The organism is Pseudonocardia sp. GCM10023141, assembly GCF_042653605.1.
In genome coordinates this window covers 115,580-133,702 of record NZ_JBHSIR010000067.1, presented here as the reverse complement: position 1 = coordinate 133,702, position 18,123 = coordinate 115,580, and the positions used below count along the sequence as shown (strand labels likewise).

The following is an 18,123-nucleotide window of genomic DNA, read 5'->3' as shown; positions in this document are numbered from 1 at the left end:
AGGTGAAGGAGAAAGGCCGATCGGTGATCGCGCAGAACCGCAAGGCGCGCCACGAGTACACGCTGCTGGAGACGTTCGAGGCAGGCGTGGCGCTCGTCGGCACCGAGGTCAAGAGCCTCCGGATGGGCCGGGCGTCGCTCGTCGACGCGTACGCCACCATCGACGACGGTGAGATCTGGCTGCGCGCCCTGTACATCGCCGAGTACTCGCAGGGCACCTGGACCAACCACGAGCCCCGGCGCACCCGCAAGCTGCTGCTGCACCGCGCCGAGATCGACAAGCTCGTCGGTAAGATCCGTGAGGGCGGGCTGACGCTGGTGCCGCTGTCGCTGTACTTCAACGACGGCAAGGTCAAGCTGGAGATCGCGCTCGCCAAGGGCAAGAAGTCCTACGACAAGCGCGCCGATCTGGCCAAGCGCGATTCCGATCGCGAGATCCAGAAGGCCTACGGCCGGGCCGCCAAGGGCCGGGTGCGGGAGCTGCGCGGGTGACCGTGCCCGTGTCGCCCGCGAGCGACGACGACCTGCCGCGCTTCCTTGCCGATCTCGGCCTGCCGGGCCTGGTCGACGCGCACGTCCACTTCCTGCCGGAATCGGTGATGCGCAAGGTCTGGGCGTACTTCGACCAGGGCAGCACCCATTACGGCATGCCGTGGCCGATCCACTACCGGCTCCCCGAGGAGGAGCGCGTCGCCGTCCTCGCCAAGCTCGGGGTCATCGCGTACGCGCCGCTCGTGTACCCGCACAAGCCGGGCATGGGCCGCTGGCTCACCGAGTGGGTCACGGAGTTCGCCGCGCGCACCCCGGCCGCGGTGCCCACGGCCACGCTGTACCCCGAGCCCGACGTCGCCGACTACCTCGGCACGGCCGTCGAGGGTGGTGCGCGAGCGGTCAAGGTGCACGTCCAGGTGGGTGGTTTCGACCCGCGCGACCCGCTGCTGCGCCCGGCGTGGGGACTGCTCGCCGAGGCGGGCGTCCCGGCCGTCGTGCACTGCGGCCACGGCCCGATCCCCGGCTCGTACACAGGCCTCGACATCTTCGCCGAGGTGCTCGCCGCACACCCCCGGCTGCCGATCGTGCTGGCCCACGCCGGGATGCCGGACTTCGGCGCGGCGCTGGATCTGGTGGCCCGCTACGAGCGGGTGTACCTCGACACCACGATGGTCGGCACCGCGTTCTCCCAGTCCATGGCACCGCTGCCGCCCGACTGGCCCGCCCGGCTGGCCGGCATCGCCGACCGCGTCGTGCTGGGCACGGATTTCCCGAACATCCCCTACGCCTACGTCGAGCAGATCCGGGCCATCACCGACTGGGCCGCGGCCGACGAGCGGCTCGGAGCCGGATTCCTGCGCGCCGTGCTGCACGACACCCCGGCCGCCCTGCTGCGGCTCCGACCCGCGTGAGCGGGTAGGTGAATCCGGGATGAACCCCGGCCGCAGACGCGTTACTCTGTAGCGACGCCCGCAGGGGGCGCTGACGGGGGTGAACGGTTTCGACTCTGGCTGTAGATCAAGGGGAAGCGTGCCGAGGAAGGCGACGATGCACTCGTTAACCACACGCGTCGCAAAAAAATAAATGCCACCCATAAGGTGAGCGCGCAGTCCGATTTCGCCCTCGCGGCCTGATCTGACTCGCTGTCGGCCCGGAGGAGTTCCCGCTCCGGATCCCGGCATCATTTAGGGGACTTACCTGCTCGCCCGGTCGTCGGGGCGGGTGGGGAAATCAAACAGCGACTGGGATCGTCACACCGACATGCTCGCGCGATCGGTGGGTCCGAGTAGAGGCACAGCGAGCTGCGCACGGAGAAGCCCTTGTGAAGCAACAGAGGACCCGGGTTCGATTCCCGGCACCTCCACTCGTGGACGGCTCATGCTCATGGAGAGCATGAGCCGTTCTCGTTCTCGGGTGTCTTCTGGGGGCCGAGCCCCCAGACCCCGGCCCGGAGGGGCTTCGCCCCCCGGGACCCCCCTTCGGGGCATCGCTGCGCTCGCCCCCAGCTGCGGCTTCGCTGCGCTCGCCGCCGAGGTGGTGCTGGGTGGCTTCGCTGCGCTCGCCGCCGAGGTGGTGCTGGGTGGCTTCGCTGAGGTAGCTGCTGGGTGGTTCGGAGGGGCGTTCTCGAACCCACCTCATCCGACGGTCTTGCCGTCCAGGGGCAGCCCGCGCTCCAGGTGCGCAAGCGCCCGGTCGACCTCGGCCATGCCGTCCAGTTCGGGGCGGCGGACCCACTCGAACCACGCCGCCATGATCACGCCGACGATCGCGCCCGTGACGTTGCGGACCTCGACGTCGCCCGGCGCGCGCCCGGCCCGCTCGGTGAGGAGTGCCTCGATCGCCCGCACCGCCCCCATGACGTTGTCCAGGCCGGCTGCCCAGAGATCGGGCACCGAGACCATCAGCCGTTCGCGCTCCAGCCCTTCGCTCAGCTCCTGCGGCGTGCGGGTGGTGATGACGGTGTGGAGCGCGTGCCGCACCGCGGGCACCGGGCCCAGCTCGGCGGGTGCCGCGGCCAGCGCGTCGAGGAAGACCGGGGAGCTCTCCAGCAGGACGAGGTCCTCCTTCGTCGGGAAGTAGCGGAACACCGTGCTGGCAGCGACCTCGGCGGCCTCGGCGATCTGCTCGACGGTCGTGGCCGGGTAGCCCTGCTCGCGGAACAGCCGCAGCGCCTCGCGCTGGATCAGCTCGCGCGTGCGGGCCTTCTTGCGCTCCCGCAGGCCCGGGACCGATCGCTCGCTCATGGGGGAGATTCTGACAGACGTCCACCTTTTGCTAGTCGACTAGTATTTAGGAGTCTACTCTCGAAATATGCAGACGTTGACAGAGATCCCCGCCCGCCGCCCGAGCGTGTTCGATCCGCCGTCGGAGCTGGCTCGGCTGCGGCCGGTCACCCGGCTCGTCTATCCGGACGGCCATCTCGGCTGGCTGGTCACCGGCCATGCGGAGGCGCGAACAGTGCTCGCCGACCCCCGCTTCTCGGTACGCCAGGAGCTGCGCCACCCGCCGATCCGCTCGATCCGGGTGGGTGATGCGACGGCGCCGGCGCGACCCGGGTGGTTCGCCAACATGGATGCGCCCGAGCACACGCACTACCGCCGGCTGCTGCTGAGTCAGTTCACCGCCCGCCGGATCAGGGAACTCGAGCCCCGGATCACGGCCATCGCGCACGCGCACCTCGACGCGATGGTGGCCGCCGGGCCACCCGTCGATCTCGTCGCCGCCTACGGCCTGCCGATCCCGTCGCTCGTCATCTGCGAGCTGCTCGGCGTGCCCTACGCCGACCACGGCTTCTTCCAGGAGCAGGCGGCTCGGGCCATCCGGCTGGACGCGGCTCCCGAGGAGTCCGGCGCCGCGATGCAGGCGCTCTACGACTACGTCCACGGCCTGGTGCGAGCGATGCGCGCCGATCCGGGTGACGGCCTGCTCGGTGGGCTCGTCGCCGCGGGTGAGCTGACGGACGAGGAGCTGGCCAACATCGCCCTGATCCTGCTGGTGGCCGGGCACGGGACCACCGCCAACATGATCGGGCTGGGCGTGTTCGCGCTGCTGGAGCACCCCGTGCAGCTCGCGGCGCTGCGCGCGGATCCGGCGCTGCTCGACCCGGCCGTCGACGAGCTGCTGCGCTACCTCACGATCCTGCACCTGGGGGCACCGTTCCGGGCCGCGCTCGCCGACGTCGAACTGGGGGGTCGGCTGATCCGCGCCGGGGAGACGGTGACGATCTCGTTGCCGGCCGCCGACCGGGATCCGGCGGTGTTCGCCGACCCCGATGCGCTGCGGCTGGGCCGCCCCGGGGCGAACCGGCACCTGGCTTTCGGCTACGGCATGCACCTGTGTCTGGGTCACCAGCTGGCGAAGCTCGAGCTGCGGATCGCCTTCGCCGCCTTGCTGGACCGGTTCCCCGGACTGCGCCTCGCAGTGGGACCGGAGGCGATCAAGCTGCGCCCTTCGGTTGCCGTGCTGGGCGTGGAGGCGCTGCCGGTGGCGTGGTGACCTGGTTGCGGAGAGTGGTTCGACTGTCACTCAGTAGTAGTAGCCTGTCGACCGGCTAGCGGGTTATGGTCAGGTGGTCAGCATCCCTGATAATCGAGAGAGGGAGGTCGGCGATGACGGGGACGATCGCCGAGCGACCCGCCCACGAGGCGGCAGAACTACCCGGTTTTCCGATGAGTCGCGGGGGCTGCCCGTTCGACCCACCACCGCCGCTGGCCCAGCTGCGCGAGGAGCGCCCGATCGGGCGGGTCACGCTGTTCGACGGCAGCACACCGTGGTTGATCACACGCCACGCCGACGTCCGTGCGGTTCTGTCGGACCCGCGGATCAGCTCCGACTTCCGTCGGGAGGGCTTTCCGATGATCAGCCCCGCGCGGTTCCGCGGGGCACAGGCCGGGCCGCCGTCGTTCATCTCGCTGGACGACCCGGAGCACTCCCGCCTGCGCAAGATGCTGATCAGCGACTTCACGGTGCGCTCCACCGAGGCGTTGCGGCCGATGGTCGCCGAGATCGTGGAGGAGCTGCTCGACGCGATGGCGGCGGGCCCGCAGCCCGTCGACCTCGTCACGGCGTTCACGTTGCCGCTGCCGTCGATGGTGATCTGCCGGCTGCTCGGCGTGCCGTACTCCGATCACGAGCTGTTCCAGCGGCTGTCGGCGCAGCTGCTCAACCTCGACACCGATCCCGAAGTGGCGATGCGGGCCGCCGCCGAGCTGCGGGACTACCTGCGGTCACTCGTGGAGGCCGAGCTCGCTGCGCCCGAACCGGGCGAAGCGCTGCTCGGCAAGCTCGTGGTGCGACGCGTGCGCACGGGCGAGCTGACGGTCGACGAGGCCGTGGCGATGGGGTTGCTGCTGCTCGTCGCAGGCCACGAGACCACGGCCAACCAGCTGGCGCTGGGCACGCTGACGCTGCTGCAGTACCCCGAGCAGGCCGAGGTGCTGCGCACCACCGACGACCCGGCCGTGGTGGCCCGGGCGGTGGAGGAGCTGTTGCGGCTCCTGACGATCGTGCACCGGGCCCGCGTCCGCGTCGCGGTCGAGGACCTGGAGGTCGACGGCGTCCTGATCCGGGCCGGTGAGGGGGTGCTGGTGTCCAACGAGTCCGCCAACCGGGATCCGGCGGCCTTCGAGAACCCCGACACGCTCGACATCCACCGCTCGGCGCGCCACCACGTCGCGTTCGGGTTCGGGGTCCACCAGTGCCTGGGCCAGCCGCTCGCGCGGCTGGAGCTGCAGGTGGCCTACCCGGCGCTGCTGCGTCGGTTCCCGAACCTGAAGGTGGCCGCGGAGATCGACGACCTGACGTTCCGGTCCACCAACGTCGTCTACGGCGTCAGCGCACTGCCGGTGACGATGTGAGCGTGCATGTGGAGACGGCCAAGGACCGCTGCATCGGGGCCGGCCAGTGCGTCCTCGCGGCGCCGGAGGTCTTCGACCAGGACGACGAGGGCACCGTGGATCTGCTGGTGCCCGACCCGTCCGCGGCGCAGGAGGCCGCGGTGCGCGAGGCGGTGCACGTCTGCCCGGCGCAGGTGATCACGCTGCGCTGATCGCCCCAGCCCACCCGGAGGTCAGGAAAGCCACTTTCCCGCAACGACGTTGCGGGAAAGTGGCTTTCCTGCAACGGGGGGCCGGGCGAGCCGGTGGCGTAACGTGACCGGGGCTGAGTGAGAGGGAGTTCCGGGTGGGCGTCGGCAAGCAGCGCGACGTCGCGCACGCCCGGGAACGGCTGCCGCGCGAGATCTGGGTGCTGGTCGGCGCCTCGTTCCTGATCGCCGTCGGGTACGGCCTCGTCGCCCCGACGCTGCCGGCCTTCGTCCGCAGCTTCGACGTCGGCATCACCGCAGCGTCGCTCGTGATCAGCGTGTTCGCCCTGTCGCGGCTGGTGTTCGCGCCGCTCAGCGGCCGGATCGTGGCCCGGTTCGGCGAGCTGCCCGGCTACCTCGTCGGGCTGTGCGTGGTCGCCGTGACGACCGGGGCGTGCGCCTTCGCCACCGAGTACTGGCAACTGCTCGCGCTGCGTGGGCTCGGCGGTATCGGGTCCACGATGTTCACGGTCTCGGCGCTGTCGCTGCTGCTGCGCCTGGCGCCGGTGCGCATGCGCGGACGGGCCTCCGGGATGTGGGCCACCGGGTTCCTGCTCGGCAACATCATCGGCCCGATCGTGGGCGGCGTGCTGTCCGTCATCAGCATGCGCGCCCCGTTCCTCGTCTACGGGGCCGTGCTGCTGCTGGTGGTGGCGCTCGGCTGGTTGATGCTGCGCAACCGCACCACGGAGACGGCTGCCGAGATCAGCGCCGCCGGCCCGCCCGCGCGGTTCGTCGTCGCGCTCGGGCACCCGGCCTACCGGGCCGCCCTCGCGGCGAGCTTCGCGAACGGGTGGGCCGTGTTCGGCGTCCGCATCGCGCTGGTGCCGCTGCTCGTCGTCGAGGCGCTGGGGGAGCCGGCGGCCTGGGCGGGCTTCGCGCTCGCCGTGTTCGCCGCCGGCAACGCGGCCACGCTCATCATCGCCGGTCCGCTCGCCGACCGACGCGGTCGCCGCCCTCCGGCGCTGGTCGGTCTCGCCGTCTCGGCGCTCGCGACCGGGGTGCTCGGGTTCGTCGGCGACCCGGTGCTGTTCCTGGTCGTGAGCCTCGTAGCCGGGCTGGGCAGCGGGCTGATCAACCCGCCGATGAACGCGGTGGTCGCTGACGTCATCGGGTCGAAGGCCCGCGGCGGCACCGTCCTCGCCGGCTTCCAGATGGCCGGTGACCTGGGCAGCATCCTCGGCCCGGTGCTCGCCGGGGTGCTCGCGGAGACCGTCGGGTTCGGGGCGGCGTTCGCGATCTGCGGGATGGTGCTGCTGGTCGCGCTCGTCACCTGGGTGCTCGCCCCCGAGACGTTGCCGGGGCACGTGCCGACGGCTGCGGTGGAGGCCGCGTGCCCGGCCGGATCCGGCTGAGCCGCCGCCACCGCGAGCTCAGCCGGCGATCCCCACCCCGATCAGCATGCCGACGAGGTACGTGGCACCCGCCGCGATCGCGCCGAACAGCAACTGTCGCGCCCCGCTGAACCACCAGCTGTGGGTGGTGAACCGCGAGGTCAGCGCGCCGACGACGAACAGGCCGACCGCGCCGACCAGCAGTCCCACCGCCAGCGTCGACGAGCCGAGCAGGAACGGGACCAGCGGGATGATGCCGCCGACCGCGAAGCACAGGAACGACGAGATCGCCGCGACCCACGGCGAGGGCTGCTCGTCGACGTCGACACCCAGCTCCTGAGAGATGTGGACCTTGACGGCCAGCTCCGGGTTGGCGTGGATCTCCCGTGCCATCGACTCCGCCGTGGCGCGGGTGAGCCCCAACCGCTCGTAGGCGTCGGCGAGCTCGGCGCGTTCGACGTCGGGATGGCGGCGGATCTCCTCGCGCTCGACGGCGGCCTCGTTCGCGACGGCGTCGTTCTGCGTGCCGACGGAGGCGTACTCGCCCAGCGCCATGGAGAACGCGCCCGCGACGAGGCCCGCCATGCCCGTGAGGATCAGCAGGTGGCGGTCGCCGCCTCCGCCGCCGACCCCGGCGATCAGCGCGATGTTGGTGACCAGGCCGTCCATGGCGCCGAAGACCGCGGCGCGCAGCCAGCCGCCGGAGATGTTCGTGTGATGGTGGTCCTGATCGTGGGCGAGGAGCTCCGCAGGATCGGGCGGTTGCATCATGCAACGAGGGTAGCGCCGGAACCGGTCCACCTCGGCTGTCGGTGCGCCGCGGTCGAGGCGGGCCGAACATCCCTCCGAGCAGCGGCGTCGCTAGGCTGATCGTGTGAACCGGACCGCGGCGCTCGACATCGTCGGAACGCCGGCGCGGCTCGGCCTCGCGGCCGTGTGGCTGATCTCGGGCACGCTGAAGGCGTTGGACCCGGATCAGACATATGTCGCGGTTCGGGCATACGACGTGCTGCCGCGTGGCAGCATCGACATCGTCGCCGGGGTGCTGCCGTGGCTGGAGCTGGTACTCGGCGTGCTGCTGCTCGTCGGGTTCGGCACCCGGGCGGTCGCGATCCTGTCGGCGCTGCTGCTGCTGGCGTTCATCGCGGGCGTGAGCCAGGCATGGGCGCGGGGGCTCTCGATCGACTGCGGCTGCTTCGGCGGCGGTGGTGCGGTGGAGCCGGGGAAGACGGCGTACGTGCAGGAACTGCTGCGGGACACGGGGTTCCTCCTGCTGGCGGCGTGGTTGATCGTGCGGCCCCGCACACTGTTCGCACTGGAATCGCGGCTCGCGCCAGCGGGAAGGACCTGACATGAGCGGATCGTCGCGGAGCGAGAAGAAGCGCCGCCAGGACGACAGGCAGCGGCGGCTGGCAGCGGCCGGCATCCAGGTGCCGCAGAAGGTGACCGCCACCAACCGCACGCCGTTGATCGTGATCGCCGTGGTGCTCGCGGTCGTCGTCATCGTCGGCGCCGTGGTGCTGTACCAGCGCTCGAAGACGACCTCGGTCGACCCGACATACACGGCCACCGCCGCGGGCGCCGTGGTCACGGCAGGCTCCGGGCCCACCGTGGTCGACGTCTACGAGGACTACCTCTGCCCGCTGTGCGACCGGTTCGAGCAGACCTACGGCAACGAGGTCACCACGGCGCTCAACGCCAAACAGATCACCGTGCGGTTCCACACGATCGCGATCCTCGACAAGAGCACCACTCCCAACGGGTACTCGACGCGCGCTGCCGACGCGGCGCTCTGCGCGGTGCCGGCCGGCATCTACCCGAAGTACCACAAGAAGCTGTTCGAATCGCAGCCCGCCGAGGGCAGCGCCGGGCTCACCGACGACCAGTTGATCGCCTTCGGCACCGAGCTCGGGGCCACCGGTGACTTCGCCGGCTGCGTCCGTGGCACCACGCACGACGCCGCGATCACGGCCGAGACCAACACGTCGGCCGGTACTCCCGCGCTGCAGACCAACGGGCAGTTCGGCACCCCGACCGTCGCGGTCAAGGGCGCGAAGATCAACATCGGTGACGCGGACTGGCTGAAGAACGCCATCGCCGGCAAATGATGCCCCGACCCCTGATGCCCCGACCCCTGATGCACTGACGCTGCTGCGGCGCCGTTGCCCACCCGGGCGGCGGCGCCGTTCGCTTGTCACGCGTTGCGGCTGGGGTGGTCCCAGGTGATCTCGGGCCGGCGCCCGCCGAGGTGTCGCCCGAACCAGTCCAGGATGATCTCGGCGCGCTGGACGCGGTGGCGTGGTGAACCGCCGCGCGAGAGCCCGTGCGACTCCTCGGGGAAGCGCCAGTACTCCACCGGCTTGCCGAGCATGCGCAGCGCCACGAACATCTGGTCGGCCTGCTCGACATGGCAGCGCAGGTCGTTCTCCGAGTGGAGGATCAGCACCGGCGTCGAGATGTCCTGGACGTAGCTCATCGGCGAGAGCCTGCGGTAGACCTCGGGCGCCTCCAGGTGCGTGATCCCGAACTCGTAGCGGAAGAAGCCGGCCGCGTCGGAGCTCCACTCCTCGGACTCCAGGTTGTTGCAGGCGCGCTCGCTGCACGCGGCCGCGAAGCGATCGCCGTGCGAGATGAGCCAGCTCGTCAGGTAGCCGCCGTAGGAGCCACCGAGTACGCCCACGCGGTCCGGGTCCAGCGTGCTCTCGCGCGCCAGCGCGGCGTCGAGCACGGCGAGGACGTCGTCGGCATCGATGCCGCCCCACCCGGTGCCGGGGACCTCAGCGGCCTCGGGTGGGCGGATCGCCCGCGCCCACGCCTCGCTCCGCCCCGTGGACCCGTGGGGGTTGGACCAGACGACGGCGTAGCCGGCACCGGCCCACAGCTGCACCTCGTCGAACCAGGTGGCGGTGTACTGGCTCATCGGCCCGCCGTGGATCGACAGCAGCAGCGGCACCCGCTCACCGTCGGCGGCGCCGGCCGGTCGGACGAGCCAGGCGTCGATCTCGCCGTCGCCCGCGGGGGAGGGCACGGTGAAGTGCTCGGGCTCGAACACCGGCACGGCCCTGTGGAACGGTGCGCCGATCGAGGTGAGCTGCCGCTCCTGCCCGTCGACCAGCACGAACAGCTCGGCCAGCTCGGTGGGTGTGCTCGCGACGAACGCCAGCGTGCCGCCAGCGAGGTCGAAGCCGGTGACGGCGCGGGTGCCACCGATGAGCAGTTCGGGAGCGGCGGACCCGTCGACGGCCACGCGGTACACGTGGACGTTGCCGCGGTCCTCGAGGCCGAACAGCAGGTGGTCCTCGTGCCAGATGGGCGCGCGGGCGCCCGGGTACGGTGCGCACTGCAGGTCGAGATCGCGCGTGAGCTCGCGCTGCTCGCCCGTGACGGCGTCGAGCACGGCGATCTGGCTGTGCGACGGCACGATCAGGACGTTCTCGGCCACCGTGGCGATACGGGAGCCGTCGGGGCTGAACGAGGGCCAGCCGTGCGACAGGTCGCGCTGGGTGAGCGGGCGCAGCTCGGCGGTGGGCTCGTCGACGTCCACCAGGTGGACGTCGTGGATCATCTCCAGATCCCAGTCCTTGCCGCGCGAGGTGGTGACGGCCAGCGTGCGGCTGTCGGGCGACCACGCGAGCGCGTAGTGCTCGTAGGGCCCGCCGGCCACGATGCGGGCCGGGCCGGAGCCGTCCACGTCGACCACGAACACGCTGCGTGGACGGTCGATCGTCCAGCCCTCACCGTCGACGCGGGAGAAGAGGCGGTCGATGCGCCGGGGTGGCCGGGCGCGCTCGTCGTCGCCGTCGTCGTAGCGGCCGGTGCGCTCCCGCGACGCGAACGCGATGCGCGAACCGTCGGGCGACCACGCCGGCCCCTCGATCGGCTCGACGCGCTCGCACAGCGTGATCGTCTCGCCCGGGGCGCCGATCGGGACGATGTGCAGCGTGCTGTGCTCCGAGGTGGGCGAACGCCGGCTCGTGAACGCCAACCGCCGCCCGTCGGGCGACCACACCGGCTGCCCGTCGCCGTGCTCGCCCGCCGTGAGCGGATAGGGCGGAGTCGAGCCGTCGGCGGCAGCGAGCCAGACCGCGCTGCGGTACCGGTTGCCCTCCATGTCGACCCGGCGGACCACGAAGGCGACCGTGCTCCCGTCCGGCGAGACCCGGGGATCGGAGACGGTGACCACACGCGCGATGTCGGCAGGCTGCACGATACCGACCGTAGGTGAGGTCAGCGGGGGTGGCGACCCCGTTTCAACGTTCGTCGAGGGGTCGTGTAGGTTCTTCCACGCAAGGGGCTGTGGCGCAGCTGGTAGCGCACTTGACTGGCAGTCAAAGGGTCAGGGGTTCGAATCCCCTCAGCTCCACTCTTGCGTCCGAAGCCCCGCTACCTGAGTAAGCCCAGGTCAGGCGGGGTCTTCTGTTGTTATCGTTGATCTTCAGTGGATCATGGTCAGTCAACTTCGGTTGACAACCTGGAGCAAATCTGGAGCACGGTGGCTGCAGCTGCGAAATGGGGTCAACGTCTGCTCCAGACATCTGCGTCGGCTGGGCGCCGTTCGCGCCGGTCGAAGACGGTTGGGTGCGGTTGCTCAAAATGATCATAACGGGCTCGCTTTGGGGTGCTGTGGGCGGTCAGGGGATCAGCGATATGGATGGCGTTCTCAGCGTTGGCCGCAGGGTCGGGACATGATGTGACTGGGTGCGGTTGTGCCGATGGGCTTGTTCTCCGGCGGCAGGCGGACTGACGGGGCCGGGACGGCCGTCCTGGCGGCGCCGGGGGTGGGCGGGTCTTGCAGGGTCTGTGCCCGGCAGGACACTGCACAGATGGGACCGGCCGGTTGGTAGTCAGCGGGGTGGTCTCGCTTCACGTAGTACGGGGACTCCGGCTGTCTCTGACGGGTCAGGGTTCGAGCAGAACGCCTACGGCGGAGTTTGGGCATCGCTACCCAAACGGACTGCGCTGGTCTGCCCGGAGGCGCGGTCGCGTCGCCATCGCCGTGTTGGTAACGACCTCCCGTCGCCGTACTCGGGCCGTCCGTACAGGAGGATGTCGTTCCCGACGTTGGCGGTGTCAGAGTGATCAGGCAACGCGGGGCCGCCGCCCCGGTAGCGGTCTTGGCCCTAGACTCGCGAGGGAAATCCGGAAGCGAGGAGGTGAACGTTGGCTGGCTCGGGTGAGCACATCAAGGCCTTGGTTCGCAGCCACGCCAGCGGAGACGACGACGCCTTCTACTCCGTTGCTCTGCAGGTGGCCGCGCAGGCCGCACGTCAGGGGCATCACCGGCTCGCGGGGGACCTCAAGGCGGCGGTCGATCGTTCTCGTACCGACCGTCCCGGGAAAGTTACCTCGATCGCACAGCCGCGAGGAGACCTCGCAGAGCTAGTCGTCGCGACCTACCCGACCGTCGAGCTGAAGGACCTCGTGCTGCCCGAGCGGCTAGACGGGCAGTTGCGCCGGGTGCTGGCCGAGCAGCGTCAGCGCAAGAACCTCCTCGATCGTGGCTTCGAGCCGGCCCACCGGCTGCTCCTCGAAGGCCCGCCCGGTACGGGCAAGACCATGACTGCCGCAGTGCTGGCCCACGAGCTGTCGCTCCCCCTCCTCACGGTCCGCCTGGACGGATTGTTGAGCAAGTTCATGGGTGAAACGGCGAGCAAGCTCCGCACCGTCTTCGACGCGGCGGAAGGGCAGCGCGGCGTCTACTTCTTCGACGAGTTCGACGCGCTCGGAGGCGACCGGGCCGGGAACGACGTGGGTGAGGCACGGCGGATCCTCAACTCCTTCCTGCTATTCCTGGAGAGCAGCAGCAGTGCCAGCCTGGTCATCACCGCGACCAACCACCGCGCGATCCTCGACCACGCGCTGTTCCGGCGCTTCGACATGGTGCTGCACTATGAGCTTCCCGATACAGCTCAGGCCACGGCCGTGATGCGTCGCCGTCTGGGCGCTCTCGCGTCCCGGATCCAGTGGGCGGGCCTCGCCGACGTGATCGGCGGCTTGTCCCATGCTGACCTCGTGAGAGCTGCTGAGTCGGCGGCCAAGAGTGCCATCCTCGCTGGGGACGGGCGGGTCGGGGTCGACGATCTCCGTGCCGCCCTGCAGTCGCGACACTCGGGTAACCGTGGCTCCTGAGTTCGTCCACCTCAGTCATCTCCTCGTGGTGGACCGGTCGACCGACGAGGACTTCCGCCGCCCCGGTCGAGGCAACGCAAAGGTTCGCCAGGTCGAGGACCGAGCCCGGCACGGCGTGGGCAGGTTGGACGAACTTCAAGCCTCACTCGCGTCCGGCGGCGGGGCCCGCGAAGAGTTGCTGACCGCGGACGAGCTGCGAGCGCTGGGCACGATCGTCACGCTCGAAGGCGGCGACGCCGCGTTCCCGCTCAGGGTCGACGCTCTCGAACGCTTCACCACCCACCGAAAGGCACCGAAGCGGGCTCGGTGGCTACTGCTCTCCGTGTTCCCGCCGGATCCGGCGTCCGGGCGATCGGAACGGGCAACGGTGTGGGTCAGCGACGAATATCGCGATGCGTTCGTTCAGCTGTTCGAGGACTACCTCCAGCGCGAGACGAAGACCGGGAAGCCGAAGAACAACGGGTTGATCGCCAACATCGCTCACATCCGATCGACCGTCCTCGACGATCTCTGGCAGTCCGACGGGGACCCACCGCGGAGCGGCCGGGTGTGGTGGGAGGTGTGGTTGCGCCCCACGACGGACGGACCCGACCTGTTGCGCCGGTACGCGCAACCGCTGGCACTGACGGTGTCCCCGAGGATCGTGCGATTCGCCGACCGGCACGTGCTGTGGGTCGAGGCGACGTGGGCCGACCTCACTGCCCTTCCCTTCACCGCTGTCCCGGTTGCGGAGATCCGCCGACCCGAGTTCGTCGACACGATCGAGGATCTGTCGCTGGAGGAGCGGGCGGAGTACGTCGATGACCTCGTCGCACGGGTGGAGCCGGCTGACGACCTCGCGCCGGCCGTCTGCCACCTCGACACCGGCGTCGCCCGCACGCACGTGCTGCTGACGGAATCGCTCAGCCCGCAGGACCTCCACACGGTGATCGGCACGAGCGGGTTCGACCGCACCGGCCACGGCACCGCCATGGCCGGTCTCGCGCTGCTGGGCCACCTCGACCACCACCTGACTGGGACTGAGCAGGTCTCGCTCCGCCACCGTCTCGAGTCCGTCCGTATCCTCCCGGCGCCGGACGAGCCCCGGCCACACCCCCTGGCTTACGGCGACGTGACGGCGCAGGCTGTGTCGTTGCCCGAGACCGTCGCCGTCAGGCGACGGGTCTTTTGCATGCCGGTCACCGCCACCGGCGACACACCGGCCCGACCAGGACAACCGACGCTGTGGTCGGCCACAGTTGATGCGCTGGCCGTCGGGACCAGCGTCACGCGGGACGGTGAGGACCTCAGTCTGCTCGGTCCGCCCGACCCGGACGCCCGACGGCTCGTCGTTGTGTCCGCGGGCAACGTCGACCGGTGGGTGCGTGATCACCTGGCCGAGTCCGACACGTCCCCCGTGCAGGACCCCGCTCAGGCCTGGAATGCCCTGACGGTCGGGGCGCTGACCGAGCTGGACATGGTGCCGACCGATCCGACCTACACCGGGTGGGAGGTGGTTGCGCCTGCCGGGGAGCTGTCCCCGCACAGCCGTACGTCGCTCCTGTTCGGCGAGCGTCCGTGGCCAATCAAGCCGGACATCGTGATGGAGGGCGGCAACGTCCTCCACGACGGCGGATCGATGTTCGAGGACCGCCATCCCGCACTCACGCTGAGGACGACGGGCCACAAAAACGATCTTGCGGTGGCGTCGGCGAACGCCACCAGCGCGGCGACCGCGCAGGCAGCCCGGCTCGCTGCACTCACGATGGCCACCTACCCGGAGTACTGGCCTGAGACGGTCCGCGCTCTGCTCGTGCACGCCGCCGAGTGGACCCCGGCCATGCGCCGCCAGCTCATGTCAGCAGATGGCCGGAAGCGGCGGCAGGCGATGCTGAGGCGCTACGGGTGGGGCGCCCCGACCGAGGATCGCGTGCTCTACTCGACGGGCCAGGCCGTGACCCTCGTCGTCCAGGACGAGTTCGTCCCCTTCGTCGGCGACCAGTTCCGGTGCCCGGCCTTCCGCCTTCACGATCTGCCTTGGCCACGCGAAGCCCTGCAGGAGCTGGGTGCCACACCGGTCACACTGCGTGTCACGCTCTCGTACTTCATCGAGCCGACCGCATCGCGGCGGGGCTGGCGCCAGCGCTACGCCTACCCGTCACATCAGCTGCGCTTTGACGCGCAGCACCCGTTGGAGACCGAGGGCGAGTTTGTCCGGCGGATCAACCAGGAACGACGTGACGAGGAGGCGGGCGCACGACCGACCAGCACCCAGGTGTCATGGCTCGTCGGTCCGAACCAGCGCAACCTCGGCTCGCTGCACCAGGACATCTGGGAGTCCTCGGGCGTCGAGCTGGCCCGCTCCGGCAGGCTCGCCGTCTACCCAGTCGGGGGCTGGTGGAAGAACAACGGGACGTCGTCCCGCGTCGACCAGCCAGTGCGGTACGCGCTCGTCGTGTCACTGAAGACCCCGGAGACGGACGTTGACCTCTACACGCCGATCGCCACCCTGCTCAAAGTCCCCACGTCAATCCCTATCGAGTGATATGGAGAAGAGCCTCGGGAGCGTCCGGCTTGGTGCCGTTGAGGTGGGCCACGAGGTCGGCGAAGTAGCGCAGGCACGGGATGCTCAGTTGCAGGAAGGACCAGCGGTGGCCGCTTGAAAGGAGTTCCAGCTGACCGGAGACGGGCCTGATGGAGGTCGATGACGACCAGCCGAAGCACCAACCCGCGCGGCGTTTCGAGTGCAACGCGGTGCGCATGACCTGTGCAAACAGCCGAGATCGGTGCCCCCGGCAGGGACTGGGCAGATGGGGAACCGGCCGGTTGGTGGTCTGCGGAAGGTCTCGCTTCAGTAGCCCGGGGACTCCGGCTGTCTCTGTCGGGTCAGGGTTCGAGCAGAGCGCCTACGGCGGAGTTAGGTGCTATTCGAACTATGCCGATCAGTAAACACCCTCGCGTGCCGCGACGTGATCGCGGTCGTGGAGTGCCGCGTGGATCCGCTCCCTGTCGTTGTGGCGTTCAGCGTCAGCTGCGGCTCAGGATCTTCCGCCCCCACGCTGAGCATCGACGCCACCACGCTGGCCGAACCGCGGTTTGTGCGTGCAGGTTTCGGAGGGCTGCCCGGTCACGCTCGCTGGCGGCGGTGGTCGCGTTGGCGGACATGTCCCGTGCCCAGAGTATTCGGTCCTGGCGGATGTAGTAGTGGGAGCGGCAGGGGAGCTGTCCGTTGCCGATCGACGGTCTCAGGCTGACGGTGCCGTCGAAGACGAGTTGCCAGTCGGCCGGGCCGAGCGGCGTGACGACCTTGGAACTGCAGCCGCAGGCGCACAGGTGCACAGCGGTCGCATAGCCCAGCGAGATGTAGATGATCCCCTCGTCCAGATCAGCCGGGATGTACTGGCTAAAGGTGGGCCGCAAGCTCGTCTCCCTCACGCAGCGACCTCCGGCTCGTGATCGTCTGTCGGGTCCGCCGAGGCGGCGGCCGTCGACAGGTCGGTCTGCCCGTACCGGCTGTGGATCTCGTTGGTGTGGGTGACGTAGACGGAGTGCCGCTCGTCCTCCGCGTCGGCATAGAAGCCACGCAGCTTCTTGAATCGCATGATCGCCTGGACCGCGGCCATCATGTTGAGCTCGGCGACCTGCAGGTTGGTGTCGTACTCGGCGTCGTCTCCGGCAACGTAGGAGATCAGCCCGTTGCGGCTGATGTGGCCGGTGCGCCCCGGGGTGGATGTCGTGACGCGGATCTGGCCGGCGATGCCGTTCGAATCGTTGCTGACCCCGATGCCGGTGTCAATGAAGGGCACGCGCGCGTCGGTGAGCGCCTCGACGATGGTCTTCTTGTCGGGGTTGGAGTCCATCGTGAGGAACACGAAGTCGGCGTCGAGGAGTTCAGCGACGTTCTCGGATGTCACGTGCACGGCGTGCGGGCGGATGCCCCGGTGCATGCGGGCGTACGTCCGCTCGTAGTAGCCGACCTTCATCAGCCCGGCGCGGAGGTCTTCGAGGCTTGCAGCTCCGGGGGCGCGGAACGCGTTGTGGGTGCCGAAGATGTCGTCGTCGTACAAGTGGATCTCGTGGATCGGGGTCTTCGCGAGGAGATCGAGCAGATAGCCGCCGGTGCCTCCAAGGCCGACGATCACGGCCTTCCTCATCGCGAGGTTCTCGTTGAGGGTGGTGATGCCGGCCCGGCTGGAGAAGGTGTCGACGTAGACGAAGACGCCGTCGTCTTCGTCGGTCGCGACCGCCTTGGCCGTCAGCGCCGAGACGCGGAGGTCCAGCGCCCGGGCCTGATTGACCACCATGGCGGCGTAGTAGCTGACCTTCTCGTAGTAGTCGCTGTAGCCATCGGCCTGCGGCTTCTGGGAGAAGCCACAGACAGCGACCAGATCGGGCGAGGCGGCCCATCGCTCGACTCCTGTATTGATCAGACCGTCGATCGGCTGACCGTTCTTGTCGCGCGGTTCGCCTCCAACGAAGCACATGACATGCGTGCTCGGCTTGGCGGTGCGGTCGCCGTGGAGGTCCAGCGGGCAGAGGAACGCGCCCCGCCGGACCTCCGCGGCGTCGTTGACGAACGGGATGTCGTCGACGACCAGGTAGCCGTTGACGACGCGGATCGAGTAGCCCTCATCCAGCAGGCGGGTGAGATCAGGGCTGTTACGAACGAGTCGTGAGCCGGACATCGAAGCTCGTCCCCTCCTTCTTGACGCGGACCGACTCGCCGGCCACGAGGGTGCCGCTGCCACCGTGGGGGCCGATTGCACCGCGGTAGGCGACGGAGAACATCGCCTGGGGATCGTGGCCGGGGTAGGCCAGGTTGCCGAGCTGCTCGTAGGTGACGGTGTCCTCGTCGAGCTCGTGGGGGGTCCCGTTGATCACTACCTCGTAGTTCTTGTCCTTCTTGTCGCGCTCGGTCACGGGTCCGCTTGCCTGGGTCATCTGCAGCTCCTTGCACGGGGAGAGGTGGTCGTCGATCAACCTCCTTGGCACGATCATGCTACACCCGTCTTCACCCCTTGGGTGATGGCAGTATTCCAAGACTCGGGCACGCTGCGCGCATCGCTTTAGGTCGACACCCGCTAACGTCACGCGCGTCATCGGTCAA

The 18,123-nt window shown here is 69.6% G+C and carries 16 protein-coding genes, 1 tRNA gene and 1 other RNA gene; 12 read left to right on the top strand and 6 right to left on the bottom strand.

Annotation, left to right across the window (positions count from 1 at the left end; translation table 11 throughout):
• Positions 1-2 precede the first annotated feature (2 nt).
• The 3 genes from smpB (at position 3) to ssrA (ending at position 1,857) form a co-directional block, all read left to right on the top strand.
• Positions 3-491: an SsrA-binding protein SmpB gene (gene smpB / locus ACFPFQ_RS38415; RefSeq protein ID WP_379627930.1), complete on the top strand. Its 489-nt coding sequence runs from the start codon at positions 3-5 to the stop codon at positions 489-491.
• Positions 488-1,402 (top strand): amidohydrolase family protein, encoded by a 915-nt coding sequence (locus tag ACFPFQ_RS38410; RefSeq protein ID WP_379627928.1) that lies wholly within the window; start codon positions 488-490, stop codon positions 1,400-1,402. The genes smpB and ACFPFQ_RS38410 overlap by 4 nt, the downstream gene beginning before the upstream one ends.
• Before the next feature lie 75 nt (positions 1,403-1,477).
• Positions 1,478-1,857, top strand: a transfer-messenger RNA (tmRNA) gene (gene ssrA / locus ACFPFQ_RS38405).
• 268 nt (positions 1,858-2,125) lie between these two features.
• On the opposite strand, the gene ACFPFQ_RS38400 is transcribed toward ssrA, so the two are convergent.
• Complete coding sequence (locus ACFPFQ_RS38400) at positions 2,126-2,734, bottom strand: TetR/AcrR family transcriptional regulator (RefSeq protein WP_379627926.1); 609 nt, start codon at positions 2,732-2,734, stop codon at positions 2,126-2,128.
• 67 nt (positions 2,735-2,801) lie between these two features.
• On the opposite strand from ACFPFQ_RS38400, the gene ACFPFQ_RS38395 reads away from it, so the two are divergent.
• From ACFPFQ_RS38395 to ACFPFQ_RS38380, 4 genes are all read left to right on the top strand, one after another.
• Positions 2,802-3,986, top strand: a complete 1,185-nt coding sequence (locus ACFPFQ_RS38395) for a cytochrome P450 (RefSeq protein WP_379627924.1) — start codon at positions 2,802-2,804, stop codon at positions 3,984-3,986.
• A gap of 113 nt (positions 3,987-4,099) precedes the next feature.
• Positions 4,100-5,347: a cytochrome P450 gene (locus tag ACFPFQ_RS38390; protein WP_379627922.1), complete on the top strand. Its 1,248-nt coding sequence runs from the start codon at positions 4,100-4,102 to the stop codon at positions 5,345-5,347.
• Positions 5,348-5,349: 2 nt separating this feature from the next.
• Positions 5,350-5,538 (top strand): ferredoxin, encoded by a 189-nt coding sequence (locus tag ACFPFQ_RS38385; RefSeq protein ID WP_379627920.1) that lies wholly within the window; start codon positions 5,350-5,352, stop codon positions 5,536-5,538.
• Between the two features lie 134 nt (positions 5,539-5,672).
• Complete coding sequence (locus ACFPFQ_RS38380) at positions 5,673-6,929, top strand: MFS transporter (RefSeq protein ID WP_379627918.1); 1,257 nt, start codon at positions 5,673-5,675, stop codon at positions 6,927-6,929.
• Between the two features lie 18 nt (positions 6,930-6,947).
• On the opposite strand, the gene ACFPFQ_RS38375 is transcribed toward ACFPFQ_RS38380, so the two are convergent.
• Positions 6,948-7,679, bottom strand: coding sequence for a VIT1/CCC1 transporter family protein (locus tag ACFPFQ_RS38375; protein WP_379627916.1), 732 nt, complete (start codon positions 7,677-7,679; stop codon positions 6,948-6,950).
• A gap of 103 nt (positions 7,680-7,782) precedes the next feature.
• Here ACFPFQ_RS38375 and ACFPFQ_RS38370 point away from each other — a divergent pair, with 103 nt between their 5' ends.
• Together ACFPFQ_RS38370 and ACFPFQ_RS38365 are read left to right on the top strand one after the other, a co-directional pair.
• Positions 7,783-8,259 carry a MauE/DoxX family redox-associated membrane protein gene (locus ACFPFQ_RS38370; RefSeq protein WP_379627915.1) on the top strand — a complete coding sequence of 159 codons (477 nt, stop codon included), beginning with the start codon at positions 7,783-7,785 and terminating at the stop codon, positions 8,257-8,259.
• Position 8,260: 1 nt separating this feature from the next.
• The gene (locus ACFPFQ_RS38365; RefSeq protein ID WP_379627913.1) at positions 8,261-9,016 is read left to right on the top strand and encodes a DsbA family protein; all 756 of its coding nucleotides are present in this window, start codon (positions 8,261-8,263) and stop codon (positions 9,014-9,016) included.
• Positions 9,017-9,102: 86 nt separating this feature from the next.
• On the opposite strand, the gene ACFPFQ_RS38360 is transcribed toward ACFPFQ_RS38365, so the two are convergent.
• A complete protein-coding gene (locus ACFPFQ_RS38360; protein WP_379627911.1) occupies positions 9,103-11,115 on the bottom strand; it encodes a S9 family peptidase in 2,013 nt (670 codons plus the stop codon).
• Positions 11,116-11,198: 83 nt separating this feature from the next.
• Between ACFPFQ_RS38360 and ACFPFQ_RS38355 the strand changes: the two genes are divergently transcribed.
• From ACFPFQ_RS38355 to ACFPFQ_RS38345, 3 genes are all read left to right on the top strand, one after another.
• Positions 11,199-11,271, top strand: a tRNA-Ala gene (locus ACFPFQ_RS38355).
• Between the two features lie 797 nt (positions 11,272-12,068).
• On the top strand, positions 12,069-13,037 hold the full coding sequence (locus ACFPFQ_RS38350) for an AAA family ATPase (protein WP_379627909.1): 969 nt from the start codon (positions 12,069-12,071) through the stop codon (positions 13,035-13,037).
• 124 nt (positions 13,038-13,161) lie between these two features.
• A complete protein-coding gene (locus tag ACFPFQ_RS38345) occupies positions 13,162-15,561 on the top strand; it encodes a S8 family peptidase (RefSeq protein ID WP_379627907.1) in 2,400 nt (799 codons plus the stop codon).
• Between the two features lie 482 nt (positions 15,562-16,043).
• On the opposite strand, the gene ACFPFQ_RS38340 is transcribed toward ACFPFQ_RS38345, so the two are convergent.
• Genes ACFPFQ_RS38340 through ACFPFQ_RS38330 form a run of 3 tightly spaced genes read right to left on the bottom strand, consistent with a single transcriptional unit; the run spans position 16,044 to position 17,957 of the window.
• Positions 16,044-16,451, bottom strand: a complete 408-nt coding sequence (locus ACFPFQ_RS38340) for a DUF6527 family protein (RefSeq protein WP_379627905.1) — start codon at positions 16,449-16,451, stop codon at positions 16,044-16,046.
• Entirely contained in the window at positions 16,448-17,701 is a 1,254-nt protein-coding gene (locus ACFPFQ_RS38335) for a ThiF family adenylyltransferase (RefSeq protein WP_379627903.1), read from the bottom strand. Before ACFPFQ_RS38335 ends, ACFPFQ_RS38340 begins: the two co-directional genes overlap by 4 nt.
• Positions 17,676-17,957, bottom strand: a complete 282-nt coding sequence (locus ACFPFQ_RS38330) for a multiubiquitin domain-containing protein (protein WP_379627901.1) — start codon at positions 17,955-17,957, stop codon at positions 17,676-17,678. The genes ACFPFQ_RS38335 and ACFPFQ_RS38330 overlap by 26 nt, the downstream gene beginning before the upstream one ends.
• Between the last annotated feature and the right edge of the window lie 166 nt (positions 17,958-18,123).